The sequence below is a fragment of the Pseudoalteromonas sp. MBR-15 genome, from assembly GCF_053628915.1.
The window spans coordinates 1-12,809 of sequence record NZ_JBRJHH010000026.1; the positions used below are offsets into that span (position 1 = coordinate 1).

10 protein-coding genes are annotated in these 12,809 nt (G+C 38.1%); 5 read left to right on the forward strand and 5 right to left on the reverse strand.

Features of this window, described 5'->3' with window-relative positions:
- Positions 1–53: 53 nt before the first annotated feature.
- Positions 54–410, reverse strand: coding sequence for a HEPN/Toprim-associated domain-containing protein (locus ACSSVW_RS20215; protein ID WP_454180057.1), 357 nt, complete (start codon positions 408–410; stop codon positions 54–56).
- Positions 411–776: 366 nt separating this feature from the next.
- On the opposite strand from ACSSVW_RS20215, the gene ACSSVW_RS20220 reads away from it, so the two are divergent.
- A complete protein-coding gene (locus ACSSVW_RS20220) occupies positions 777–2,816 on the forward strand; it encodes an ATP-dependent nuclease (protein ID WP_454180059.1) in 2,040 nt (679 codons plus the stop codon).
- Entirely contained in the window at positions 2,806–4,848 is a 2,043-nt protein-coding gene (locus tag ACSSVW_RS20225) for a UvrD-helicase domain-containing protein (protein ID WP_454180061.1), read from the forward strand. Before ACSSVW_RS20220 ends, ACSSVW_RS20225 begins: the two co-directional genes overlap by 11 nt.
- Positions 4,849–4,959: 111 nt before the next feature.
- Here the strand turns inward: ACSSVW_RS20225 and ACSSVW_RS20230 are convergent, their stop codons facing one another.
- The gene (locus ACSSVW_RS20230) at positions 4,960–5,184 is read right to left on the reverse strand and encodes an AbrB/MazE/SpoVT family DNA-binding domain-containing protein (protein ID WP_454180062.1); all 225 of its coding nucleotides are present in this window, start codon (positions 5,182–5,184) and stop codon (positions 4,960–4,962) included.
- 929 nt (positions 5,185–6,113) lie between these two features.
- Here ACSSVW_RS20230 and ACSSVW_RS20235 point away from each other — a divergent pair.
- Positions 6,114–6,701, forward strand: coding sequence for a hypothetical protein (locus ACSSVW_RS20235; protein WP_454180064.1), 588 nt, complete (start codon positions 6,114–6,116; stop codon positions 6,699–6,701).
- A gap of 691 nt (positions 6,702–7,392) precedes the next feature.
- Here the strand turns inward: ACSSVW_RS20235 and ACSSVW_RS20240 are convergent.
- Together ACSSVW_RS20240 and ACSSVW_RS20245 are read right to left on the reverse strand one after the other, a co-directional pair.
- Positions 7,393–7,677 carry a hypothetical protein gene (locus ACSSVW_RS20240; RefSeq protein WP_421418707.1) on the reverse strand — a complete coding sequence of 95 codons (285 nt, stop codon included), beginning with the start codon at positions 7,675–7,677 and terminating at the stop codon, positions 7,393–7,395.
- Positions 7,661–8,002, reverse strand: a complete 342-nt coding sequence (locus ACSSVW_RS20245) for a winged helix-turn-helix domain-containing protein (RefSeq protein WP_454180066.1) — start codon at positions 8,000–8,002, stop codon at positions 7,661–7,663. Before ACSSVW_RS20245 ends, ACSSVW_RS20240 begins: the two co-directional genes overlap by 17 nt.
- Before the next feature lie 834 nt (positions 8,003–8,836).
- Between ACSSVW_RS20245 and arsB the strand changes: the two genes are divergently transcribed.
- The gene (arsB, locus tag ACSSVW_RS20250; RefSeq protein ID WP_454180068.1) at positions 8,837–9,859 is read left to right on the forward strand and encodes an ACR3 family arsenite efflux transporter; all 1,023 of its coding nucleotides are present in this window, start codon (positions 8,837–8,839) and stop codon (positions 9,857–9,859) included.
- A gap of 281 nt (positions 9,860–10,140) precedes the next feature.
- Positions 10,141–11,730: a Na/Pi cotransporter family protein gene (locus ACSSVW_RS20255; RefSeq protein WP_454180070.1), complete on the forward strand. Its 1,590-nt coding sequence runs from the start codon at positions 10,141–10,143 to the stop codon at positions 11,728–11,730.
- Between the two features lie 148 nt (positions 11,731–11,878).
- Here ACSSVW_RS20255 and ACSSVW_RS20260 read toward each other — a convergent pair whose 3' ends face one another.
- A complete protein-coding gene (locus ACSSVW_RS20260; protein ID WP_036966687.1) occupies positions 11,879–12,568 on the reverse strand; it encodes an alpha/beta fold hydrolase in 690 nt (229 codons plus the stop codon).
- Between the last annotated feature and the right edge of the window lie 241 nt (positions 12,569–12,809).

The window sequence follows — 12,809 nt, forward strand, 5'->3', positions numbered from 1 at the left end:
AGACCACATCATTATAATGCTGGTTTAGCGCCGAATGAATCTGAGGTTAGATATCAAGATTCTAAAACTGTGGCCAAAATTAGTTGACCACTACATACCTGGTCAGTATCATCAACATAGATGTTATCGGAGTTATTTTTACATAAATCCAAGGTTTCTTTCATTTCCAAGATCCAAGAGCTTTTAACTTCATTGAAATCTTGTTCAGCAGATCTCAAATCGTATCCAGCAAGTTGCAAGCGTCTTTTTAGTGTTTTCGCATCGACCTTATACCCAATAAAATCTTGTAGTTCTTCATCATCGTGAACTTCTCGTTCTCTATCTTGCTTAGTGAAGAACCACTCATCATAGGTGTTCTTCCATGATAAAAGCTCGTGGTTGTTAATTTTTATATCTGCAAAACTTCCCATAATTAATCCTAAGTTAGATGTGGTTATATGTAATAAAAATAACAATAGCGATTAGATTCATTAAAGTTAGTATATATATTTGGGCTGTTTTCTCATCATATTCAGTCGATTTGAATAACCTGTATATTATTGCTCCGTTAGTGATGGTAGACGAGTATCTTTTAAACAAGTCTGCCTAGCACAAAGCGATAAGAGTCTTGTTGATTGAAGTAGTTCATATCTGATCTGACACTTTCAACTAATAAGTTTAAAGTTCATCTCACGGGCAGCTATATGCGAAAGCGGACAATTTTAAAATTGTCTGATAGTCTGGGAAAAAATCCGCAGTCGATAAAAACGGACCTCAAATAATTAAGGACAATTACAGTGTACCTATCTGAGCTAACTATCAGTAATTTTAGATCATTTGGCCCTGACGGCATTACAGTTAAATTTCGCGAAGGGTTAACAGCGCTTGTGGGGGAGAATGACTCTGGCAAGACAGCAGTAATTGATGCTCTGAGATTTCTCCTCGGAACAACCGATCAAGAATGGCTTCGGTTTAGCGATGATGACTTCCACAAGACAAGTGAAGACAGCTCTGAATCAAGTGAGATTAAAATATCTGGCACATTTAAAAAATTAACGCCCGGCGATAAGTCAGGGTTTGCAGAATACTTAACCTACGGAGTTAGTCAGGGAGATGAGCCTATCCTTCACCTTACGCTTACAGCAAAGCGTATGGGAACTAGGGCAGGAAGGCCATATATCACCACAGACATTCGATCTGGTAAAAATGGAGAGGGCCCAAACCTAGATAACAACTGCCGTTTATTGCTCTCAGCTACATATCTAAGGCCGCTACGTGATGCTGAGCGAGAACTTTCTTCTGGGCGTAATTCTAGGCTTTCGATGGTGTTAAATTCACTTGATGGCGCAGAAGTGGGTAAGCTCTTTGACGCAGAAAACGCTAATTTATCTTTACTTAAATTCGATGACATTAAAGATCTGGGGTTGCTAGGACTAGGCGATTTATTCAACAAGCTTATTGAAAATCATCCTCATATTGAGAATGGTAAGTCAAAAGTTAATAATCATTTAAAAGAATTGCAACTTCATGGAGATACACTAAAAAGCTCTATATCTGTTAGTCAGAATGGCTCTGATTCTCAAAGGGTGAGACAACTCTTAGAGAAGTTAACTCTCAATGTGCCCAATACATCTGGGCGACTGGGGCTAGGATCAAATAATATCCTTTTTATTGCATGCGAATTAATCCTTCTAGCAGATGATCAAGAGCATTTTCCGTTATTACTAATAGAGGAGCCCGAGGCGCATGTACATGCACAACGCCAACTTAGGCTAGTACAGTATTTACAGAAGATAGTCGACTCACAAAATTATAAAGAAAACAAACCACAAATAATAATTACCACACATAGCCCCAACTTAGCATCTGAAATTGATCTAAATAATTTAGTTGTTATCCGGTCTGGTAAGGCTTTTTCTACCGCTGATGGTGAGACTGAGCTTGATTCAAATGATTATAAATTCCTTTCGCGTTTTCTAGATGTAACTAAAGCTAATCTATTTTTCGCTCGCGGTGTCATGATTGTTGAGGGAGACGCGGAAAATATTTTGATGCCTACCTTGGCTAAGGGGATCGGGAAAGATTTTACGGAACATGGCGTTTCTATGATCAATGTCGGAGGAGTTGGACTGCGACGATACGCTAAAATATTCATGAGAAAAAATCCTGTTCAAGATGGAATACAGACTGTGCCTGTTGCTTGTGTCACCGACTTGGATGTTATGCCGAACTGTGGTCCCTATATTACTAAGATCATCAAAGACGATATTGATTGGCCGATATTAGGGGACGGAGAGGAGAGAAAGTGGCGTGCTAAGCGGGATTTTACATTGACGAAATTAGATGAACATAAGGAAAAGATTAAATCCAAGGCCCATGGGCAAAATGTTAAGTCATTTGTAGCAGATGAGTGGACGCTAGAGTATGACTTAGCATTTGCAAACGACAACGCTTTGGCTGAAGAGGTGTATATTGCTGCTCAATTGGCTATATGGGATGAGTGTGATAACTACTCTGAAAAATCAGCTAAGGAAAAATTTGAGAAAGCCCAAGCTAAATATACAACCTTAAAGGAAGAAGCTGACAAAATTGCCGCAGATAAGGGTTGGGACAAGAATGAAGTTTTAGCCAGTAAAGTCTATGCAATGTATGTCACAGGCTCTAAAGCTTCAAAGTCCATCGCGGCACAGTATTTGTGTGAAATTATTTTGGATAAGAAAAAGTGCGACAAAGATTATGATTTAAGGGCTAAACTCCCGAGCTACGTTGTTCAGGCAATAGACTACGTTACATCGAATCTTAATACAGCTTCAGGAGGCGCGATTCGTGAAAGTTGATCTGCCAAAGATTACGGATGATGATATTGCTTGGGTTGTGAGAGTGTTAGGCTTGCCCGATGATGCCTTTTCTCCTGAAAAAGATGGAGGCGCGAGGGAGCGAATACTTAAGTCTATTGGAGAAACATTGGATGTATCGGCTTGCCCAGGCAGTGGTAAAACAACTTTGCTTGTTGCAAAGCTGGCACTACTTGCACGTATCTGGCCGTATCGACGTCAAGGTATGTGTATTTTATCGCATACGAATGTTGCGAAAGAGGAAATTGAAAAGCACTTAGGAGGAACGGAGTTTGGTCGGTCGCTTCTATCGTACCCACATTACATTGGAACTATACATGGGTTTGTTAATGAATTTATGGCTCTTCCTTGGTTAAGATCAAAGGGGTTTCCCATAAAAGTTATTGATTCAGAATTCGCATATAGTTGGCGCTGGAATAAATTAAAACCGTGGACTAGAGAAAACGCTGAAAAAGCATTTGTGACTAAAGGTGTTATAACCGCTACTAATAGTCAACTCTCTATTGGTCAAGTGCCTTGGGGGAGAGGCATATTGGGTGTAGATAAGAAACCATATAAGGACATGTCAGACTCTTGTCGAGAATCTATCCAAAAATTCGGTATTCATACGCATGATGAAATGTTTATGTGGGCAAATGATCTTATTGATTGTTCACCTTCCATAAAACAGCATATCCGAGGTCGCTTCCCCCTTTTATTCCTTGACGAAGTTCAAGATAACAGTGAGGCTCAATCATCTATTCTTTACAGAGTATTCGTAGAAGGTGATGGCGCGGTTTGCCGTGTACGATTTGGTGATAGTGACCAAGAAATATTCGATCATACTGGTGAGGTTAACAGGGCAAAAACTGATAAATTTCCATCAGATGAAGTTAAGCATGACCTTCCAAATAGCCATCGTTTTGGTAAATCAATAGCAAATTTAGCTTCTCCTTTATCGGTAGGCAAAATGAACTTGGCAGGCCAAGGGCCTAAGGTCGGTTCATCAAAAGACACAGCTCACGCTATATTTTTAATTGACGAAAGTAGCACTGGGGCGGTTTTAAAAGCCTATGGGCGGTATCTGCTCTCAGTATTTGATGAAGAACAAGAATTGTTGGATCGATTGACTTTTACCGCAGTTGGAGCTGTTCACCGAGATAAAGATGGGGCTGAAAAAAAGAAACCTCACAATCTATCTCATTACTGTATTGGATACGATCCAGATATCGCTAGTAAAGATCCTCAACCTAAAACTTTTTTGCAATATGTCAAAGCTGGTCATAGGTTGGGAGAGAAATATTCCACTGAAGGAACTGGAGGTGAATCATTCACTACAGTTGAACGTATTGCAATTGGAATCATTAACTTTGCTAAAGAACTATCAACCCAATTCGACCCTCATCCAAGGAAAAGAAATCATAGATTCATTTTGGAGTCGTTAAAGAATGACAAAATGAGTTGCTGTAAATACCTCAAGCTTATCGGCTATCTTGCTATCGATCGAAATTTGCCTTCGGAAGTTGATTGGAATACCAAATGGAAGGGGGTTGTAATCGATATCGTGACTTTGCTATCTGGAGTAGCTCCGCAGATTGACCACCCGTTTCTAGACTATCAACTGTCTGAAGGCTTTTCTTCAAATAATATTGGTACTCAGGACAATACATATACTGTAGAGAATGACGGACGGAAAGTGAATATTAAGTTAGGTTCTATTCATTCCGTAAAAGGCGAAACGCATACCGCAACTCTGGTGTTGGATACATTCAATAAGACGCATCATTTAAAAATGATATTTCCATGGATAAAAGGCAAACTCAAAAAAACAATTTCTGATTCTGATGTAAAACGATTAAAGCTTCATTACGTGGCTATGACACGGCCTTCACATTTAATTTGCGTGGCAATGAAAAGGAGCTATATAGAGAGTAAGAATGGAGAAATAAATCAAAAGGAAGTCGATGCGTTGAAAAAGCAAGGATGGAGTAAAGTGGCTGTTGTTGATAACAATGGTAAGTGTAATTGGTTGTGATGTACTTAATGTCTGCTTTTGGAATGAAGTTGACTGTCAGATTTTATCAAGCTCTGTGATAATGGGGGCTGATGAAGTTATGACTACTCCATATGAGTTTGTTAATTCATTTTAGAAGTCGTCTTGATTAAGCTTTTCAACACGACATAAAGAACCGTGAGCTTTTATTTGTTCATCGGTTAATAATTGGTTTGAAAACTTTTTAAGCTCAATAGAGCGTTTATCCTTCATTACTGTGCACAGTAATATGTCGCCGATTTTTAATTTATTTTCTTTACTGAAATCTTTGTCTTTAGGGAGCGGGATAGCTCCGTTTTTACCAACTTTTGTGATCATAAATTAACCTATGATTATAGTGTTTAGTTTCCATTATAGTTCAATCTACAAGGCTTAAGTTTTTGAAAGTCCAATCCAAGACTTATTCACATTTTCAGACCTTCATCATTAGACAGTGCCCTTGATCTAGTCACAAACTTTATTTCGAGTAACCTATTAGGAAAACTATTAACGTATTACAGCAGTCACAATTTTTATTAAATTTATAACAAGGAATTGGTTGTGAAAAATCAAATGAAATGTCACAAACTTCATTACTATTCATCAATTAAATCAAATGCCAAAAAGCCGTTGCAGCAATGCAACGGCTTTTTTGTTGGAGAAAGTTAGCGAGTTGCGAGGGGAAAGTTACGAGGAACGAGTTTCGAGATGTGAGTTGTAGGAGGCGTTTTAACGCCGAAAAAAGAGTTATTAGATATCAGTCGTCAGAAGTCAGATTAAGAATACAAGTTAGCGAGGGAGCAAGGGGAAAGCGTAAAGAAGCTAGTTTGTGCCTCCACATAGCTAAGGCTAAACCGCTACCGTAGGCGTGAAATTTATTTCGCGCGAAGTTTTTCAATCGCAGAGAATTATATTATTTAGAGCAAAGTTAAAAATACCAATAAGTGACTAACTTGTTGTTATAACTCTGAAAATTTAGGTGCCCATATCTGATAGGAATAGCTTTTGGTGTTGCATTTGGATCAGCAATAGATTAATTTCAAAAATTCAAACTAAGTAATAAAAATCAAAAAAACTAAAAGAGAACGCTCGTGAACAATAAATGCAATCTAATTCATATTGTTTCTCTCGTGGCTATAAGACACCTACTTTTGTCGTCTTTGTTAATATTAGTACCAGATGCAAGACTGTATGGGACTCGCATTAGAACTCTTTTAGTGCGGATAAAAAACGTTATATAGGCACCTGTTAAAAAGGGAAATTATGAAATGCGAATTCAATATTCAGTCTTCTTAACTTTAATGCTATTGAGTATCTGTAGTAATGCGATGGGAGCTGACATAACTCAGCAACCAACCCTAGCTGATTACAGCGATGGCGAAAAATGGGTTTGGAAATATAGAGGGGTAACCAAATCCGGAGAGGTGAGAGCAAATGGGAAAGATACCAAAAGAATAATAAGTAAAAACGGAAAATTATTCATGGTCACTGCATCTCGCACATTTCCTCTGAATGAGATTGTCAAACCTGATAATGGCAAATCATCTCGGTATTATTGGCCATTACAGGTCGGCAAAAAGTGGACTTACGAAGAGCATTGGGAAAGTGAAGACGGCACAAAGGGTTCAACCATTCAAGATGCAGAAGTTCTCTCGTACAAGGCTGAAACTGTTGAGGCTGGAACATTTATGGCTTACACAATTCAATACAAAGGACAAATTAAAAATACCAGAGGATACAGTGCGAACGTGGAAGATATTCATATCTATGCCCCTGAATTAAAAACATTTATTAAGCTAACTCAGGAACAAGATGATTATCTATATATAGAAGAGTTGATTGAGTATTCGCAATGATAACAATCTTATTCTAAGGCGTTATTTACGGCTAACTGAAAAATGGGTTAAGCCGAAATATTTCAGCATAAATTCTGTTTTAAAAGCTTTTTACGAAAACAGCTTTGTCCAGACACTGATGTCTCGTAGTACAACGTTTAAAAATCACTAAAAAGCCGTTGCAGCAATGCAACGGCTTTTTTGTTGGTGACAAGAATAAAAGCTATCAGATATCAGTCGTCATAAGTCAGATTAGAATGTGCCCACGTGTAGCTAAAGCAAAACACGATACCTTAGGCATGGAATTTATTACGTACGAAGTTTTACGATCGTAGAGAATGATGGTGAATAGAGCAAAGTCAAAAAGAAAGACCTGACCTCTTTGACCTTGCTTTTTGAGTGCCTTATTGTTCTTTGAAATTTAAGTGAATTGGTCGTTTTTTATTATCCCAATAGTAAATATAGAAAGGTAAATTTTTTTTAATAATCGATTCTGAGTTAATGTACGACTCAAATATAAAAGATGAAAAATATAGACCTTGTCTATACTTTTCTAATTTTGAAATAAGGAAAAAAACGATGAGCAAAATTAAGAATGTTAGGCTTAAAATGAAAAGATTATTGTCGACGTAATAAAGCGTTAACGTTAATAGAGTTAGCACGAAAGTATGGGTAAAAATTCTTAATTTATTTTTTTTGATGATTATCATTTTTAATTGCTTGATACATATATTATGTAATCAATTTCCTCTTTATTTAATGTTTTTTCATTAATTTCTTTATGATGTATTGCATCATTAAGAAAAATTGAGCTTAACTTAATAAAGTTCACTTTATCTTCTAGTGAAGTATTATCTAGGCCCGCAAGAAGAAGTTTGCTGGAGAGTTCAGAAATAGATAACCGGTTATTTTTTGCAAAGTTGAGCCGTGGTAGTGAGTCAATAGCGAGAATTAAGTTCACAATAGACTCATCTATATTTTTATTTATTATTTTCAATTTTATTCCCTCCCATATTGATTAGCTTGAAACCAACTCCTCTTACACTTTCAATAATGTAGTTGGTATCATTCAAGATAATTCGCAATTGATAAATTGAAACATTTACATTGCCAAGCACAGCTTTCTGTTCTGGCCAACCAATCCTTAGTAGTTCTAATCTACTAACTGTTTTTCCAATATTCCGATAAAGAAACTCAAAAACCCGAAATGTAGCTGGGCTGACTTTGTTTTTTTTTCCATAAATAGTCAGGCTTCCATAATCGAAAATAAGAGGTTTATTTTTGTTGGGAGCTTGGCTCGTTCCTGAGTGTTGAAATTTCATCTTATCCTCCGTCTCTGAAGATGGTACATAGTTTGATCTGCATATCTCAATAAAAATAAAAATTATTAAAAGTATTAAAATTATTAAATTTATTAAGAATATATTATGAAACAAAAGGTTTTAGGGAAAAAGTATTGCTTTTATTGGGTTGCTAAGGCATTTTTTGAGTAAGAAGTGATAGTGTAGACAACTGAAATATCTCAGTAGGTTATCCGTAAACCATGGTTCAGTTTTTCTTTTGATTTATCTACATTCATCAATTCAATAAATCTCACTTTTGAGGCGCTAATGATTGTGCGGGCTCACGGTATGCTCTATTTACTTCACACCAATAATGGCCCGGTTATTAATTACGGCTTTAAGTATTATATGTTACTCGACAAAGTCGCTTGACCCTTTGTTATAGATTGTCCGAATTAAAAAGGTAATTTTTTATCTCAGACTTTTAGGTTAAAACTAGCTACTCTTTTTAAGCTAGGCTGGGGCAATAATACGGATGAGCTTTAAGTTTTGGATGAGGATCAATACGTCATAAAGCAGTACTTTATGGAGGCTTAGGGGTTTCAAAAAATGCAGAGTAAAGCGCAACTCAACGGGCTATCCAGTATTTTGTTTTAAGTTATAAAAACGATTAAATATCAAAATACTAGGTAGACAAATTAGGATAGATGTCTAACATCAATTTTAAGTGAAGATAGGGAAGTCCTAAAACACACTGTTTTTATACGGTAGTGAATAAGCCGACCTTCAATGAACATGAGTTAGCTTTATAAAATGTGCTGGGTAAAACGCCATAACTCGAATGGCGAGTTACTGTAACTAGGGAGTGTAAGTATGGGAATCTTTGATCGCTATTTATCTGTATGGGTCGCGATATCTATTGCCGCTGGGGTTGCGTTAGGCATTGTTTATCCGCCTTTGTTTGAAGCGATTGCAAAGCTCGAAGTTGCACATGTCAACGTGGTTGTTGCTGTTTTTATTTGGGTGATGATTTACCCAATGATGGTGCAGGTCGATTTTTCAACCATTAAAGAGGTCGGTAAAAACCCGCAAGGCCTAGTATTAACCTTAGTGATTAATTGGCTTATTAAGCCGTTCTCTATGGCTGCATTAGGGTGGCTATTTTTCGAAGGATTGTTTGCCGACTTTGTTTCACCAGAAACGGCTCAAGAATATATTGCGGGTATGATTTTACTGGGGGTAGCCCCTTGTACGGCAATGGTGTTTGTGTGGTCGCAATTAACAAAGGGCGATGCTAATTACACCTTAGTGCAAGTGTCGGTAAACGATATCATCATGATTTTTGCTTTTGCTCCTATTGCTGGTTTATTACTCGGTGTGACAGATATTCATGTACCGTGGGGCACTTTGTTTATATCTGTCGTGTTGTACGTATTATTGCCTTTAATCGCGGGTGTACTTACACGAAAAAGTATTAATCGTTCTGGGCGAGACGAAGCGTCTATTGCTGGCTTATTGGATAAGTTAAAGCCGTTTTCTGTTATTGGTTTGTTGGCAACCGTGGTACTTTTATTTGGTTTTCAGGCGAATACAATTATTGAGCAACCATTAAATATTGTATTAATTGCTATTCCATTAATTCTTCAAACCTACGGCATTTTCATTATTGCTTACTTTATTGCGGTTAAACTTAAGCTTAAGCACAATATTGCAGCACCCGCTTGTTTAATTGGCACCTCAAATTTCTTTGAGTTGGCGGTAGCCGTAGCAATTTCTCTTTTTGGCTTACATTCAGGTGCGGCATTAGCAACGGTGGTTGGCGTGCTTGTTGAAGTACCCGTTATGCTTTCTCTTGTAGCTATTGTGAATAAAACTAAACATTGGTTTACCGAATAATAGAGATTTAGCACCTAAACTAGACTGTAAACGTGAAATTTATTTCGCGCGATGTCTACTTGCAACTCGCTAACTTGTGTTTTTCATCTGACTTCTAACGACTGATATCTAATATCTCTGTTATTGTTCGGCGTTAAAACGCCTCCTACGACTCGAATCTCATTACTCGCAGCTCGCCCCTAAAACCAGTTAGTTTGTTTTCGATCATTGCGCTATAAGGTACTCAAATCTATACTTTTTTGTATCGATGTTGATTAATAATATCAGTACGTTATAAGCGAATGGAAAATCTTACTATAGCCATGGCTGGGCTTACCGCCATTATTCTTTTTATTTTTGGCCTCGAGAACTTTTCTCGGGAGATCGAGAATATATCTGGCGAGCACTTTCGTAAGTCGTTAAGTCGCGCAACGAATATTCCCATTTTAGGGGTGTTAATTGGCGCTGTAGTGACGGCTTTTATTCAATCGAGCTCTGCAACTTCGGTGATCACTATTAGCCTGGTAAATGCCGGGGTGTTAACGTTTAAAAACAGTGTTGGTATTATCTTCGGTTCGAACGTGGGCACCACCATCACGGCTCAGCTGGTGGCTTTTAAGCTAACTGTGTTTGCCCCTGTGATCATTATTATTGGCTTTTTTCTTTCGCTCACTCGTAACCGTTTTTCAATATTTGGAAAGGCTATTTTCTATTTCGGCTTTGTGTTTTTTAGCCTTAATCTGATTTCTTCGTCACTTGCGCCGCTGCAAAATAACCCCGCATTAATTGAAATTTTAACGCAGCCGCAAAATCCGCTTATCGCGATTTTAGTGGGCTGTGTATTTACTGCTATGGTGCAGTCGAGCTCGGTAACAACGGGGTTGGCAATCGTATTTACACAACAAGGTATTTTGGGGCTTGAGAATGCCGTGCCACTTATTATGGGCGCGAACATTGGCACCACGGCTACAGCCATGATTGCGGTGTTTGGCATGGATATCGCCGCGAAAAAAGCCGCGCTTAGTCACTTTTTGTTTAATGTGGGTGGGGTGCTGTTGTTTCTGCCTTTCATTTTACTGTTTGGTAATAAGTTAAGTGAAATCACCATGGAGCCAGCAATTGCGTTGGCGAATATTCATTTTATTTTTAATGTGGTTGCCAGCTTGGTTTTTATTCTTTTTCTTAATCCTTTTACGCGATTTGTGGATTTTCTGCTTGGCGAAGGCAAAATGGATTTTGAACGTCTTGAGTTACCTACCTACCAAGAAGATGAAGAGTTTCAGCACGTTGTTGATAAACTGGAGTCGGGGAACCAACAACTGCTTAACTTTTTGAAAGAGAATTACAACCAAGTCACGCTTAGCCTTGAGACAAACTTTAAGGGTATTCAAGACACCGCGCAAAAGCGCTTGGAATATGCCAGTTTTGTTGAAAAGGAATACATTACTTATTTCACGACTATTGTTAGTAAAATCAATGATGAAGAGCAGTCACGAGAATTAATGCTGCAAATTAATCGCTTTGATTATTTGTTTCAAATTCACGACTCCATCATCGATCTGTTTGAAAGCAAACGCATTATGAATGAGCAATTTATTGAGCTAAAAAGCGATATATTGATTTTGATCCGCGAACTTTCGAGCGATACGCTTACCCTGTTTACCCATACGAGTGAGCACCTTGATCAACCTAAAAATGATGAAATAGAAAAAGCAGCGAAGTCACTGCAATTGCACCTTAATCAAGCGCAGCGAAAGTTGTTAATGCTGCTTGCCGATACCAATAGAAAAGACGCTGGCGCGCTGACAAATTTTGTGACTTACTCGCAACGACTTAAAGATAAACTATTGAACTTACATAAAATGTATTCACATAAAAATGCCGAATTATAGTGTAAACATGACTCAAGCTGTGTTGAGTGAATTGATAAATGACATATGTTTGGGTATGTATTAACTGCTTTAGGTGTTTTGATTAGTAAGCTGACAGTGCGGGTATTCAAGCGTACGGAGCACATATTCTGTACGCTTGAATCTGGCTTTATTGAATTAAACTTACTTGTTTTACATAGGTGTCGGTTTGCAAACCAAAATGCCCTAAAACATAAGTGTAAGTGGCGTTTTCATTCCATAAACGGCTGCTGTGTATACCGTACACATAACATGTGCCCGTTGAGCACACGATTTGATCAGAGTAACTTTTTATAGAGTACACTTTGTCGCCCAATGCCTCGCCATAAATACTGTTGAGTAAGGGGCTACCTACCGACAAACCATAGTAACCACATGTACTATTCCACACGTTGTACGGGTAAACGCCGCAGCTTAATAAGCCGCGAGCTGCACCGGCTACACCAACGAAGGTATCAACGTATGCTGCCATGCCTAATTTATAAATTTGTTGTGCGGCCAGTGTGACCCCCATTGAATGGCCAATAATATCAATCTGACCTGTGCATGATTGGTTAATAGCCGTAAGAATGGCGTTGCGTACTGGTGTTTCTTCACTGCCATTGTGATCATTGCAACTAGCGCAAGATTTTGAGCCCCAATCCGGGGTGAAAATTTCACTACTAGCATACCCTTTTCGTTTTAATTCATTGATGGTGTTGTTCCAGCTAGAGGGGGATGCAGTGTTGCCATGCACCAGTACCACATTATCTCGACATGCTGCAAAAGCAGTTGTACACATACCCAAGCAGAGGGTAAATAAAGTGAGTAGGCGTTTCATTGAGTGTTCTCCTGTTTAACAATTATTTCACAACGTATGAAATTTAAACAGGGCTGGATATAGTACTTTCGTGCAGCAGCACTATTTCATAATATGCAATGCATGATTTTTTATTTTGCTAACCGCTAACTGCTAACCGCTAACCGCTAACCTCTAACCTCTAACCTCTAACCTCTAACCTCTAACCTCTAACCTCTAACCTCTAACCTCTAACCTCTAACCTCTAACCTCTAACCTCTAA

What these genes read in the sequence shown, in the direction of transcription:
- ACSSVW_RS20215 (WP_454180057.1), bottom strand. Translation starts at nt 410, where the DNA reads ATGGGAAGTTTTGCAGATATAAAAATTAACAACCACGAGCTTTTATCA.
- ACSSVW_RS20230 (WP_454180062.1), bottom strand. Translation starts at nt 5,184, where the DNA reads ATGATCACAAAAGTTGGTAAAAACGGAGCTATCCCGCTCCCTAAAGAC.
- ACSSVW_RS20235 (WP_454180064.1), top strand. Translation starts at nt 6,114, where the DNA reads ATGCGAATTCAATATTCAGTCTTCTTAACTTTAATGCTATTGAGTATC.
- ACSSVW_RS20245 (WP_454180066.1), bottom strand. Translation starts at nt 8,002, where the DNA reads ATGAAATTTCAACACTCAGGAACGAGCCAAGCTCCCAACAAAAATAAA.
- arsB (WP_454180068.1), top strand. Translation starts at nt 8,837, where the DNA reads ATGGGAATCTTTGATCGCTATTTATCTGTATGGGTCGCGATATCTATT.
- ACSSVW_RS20255 (WP_454180070.1), top strand. Translation starts at nt 10,141, where the DNA reads ATGGAAAATCTTACTATAGCCATGGCTGGGCTTACCGCCATTATTCTT.
- ACSSVW_RS20260 (WP_036966687.1), bottom strand. Translation starts at nt 12,568, where the DNA reads ATGAAACGCCTACTCACTTTATTTACCCTCTGCTTGGGTATGTGTACA.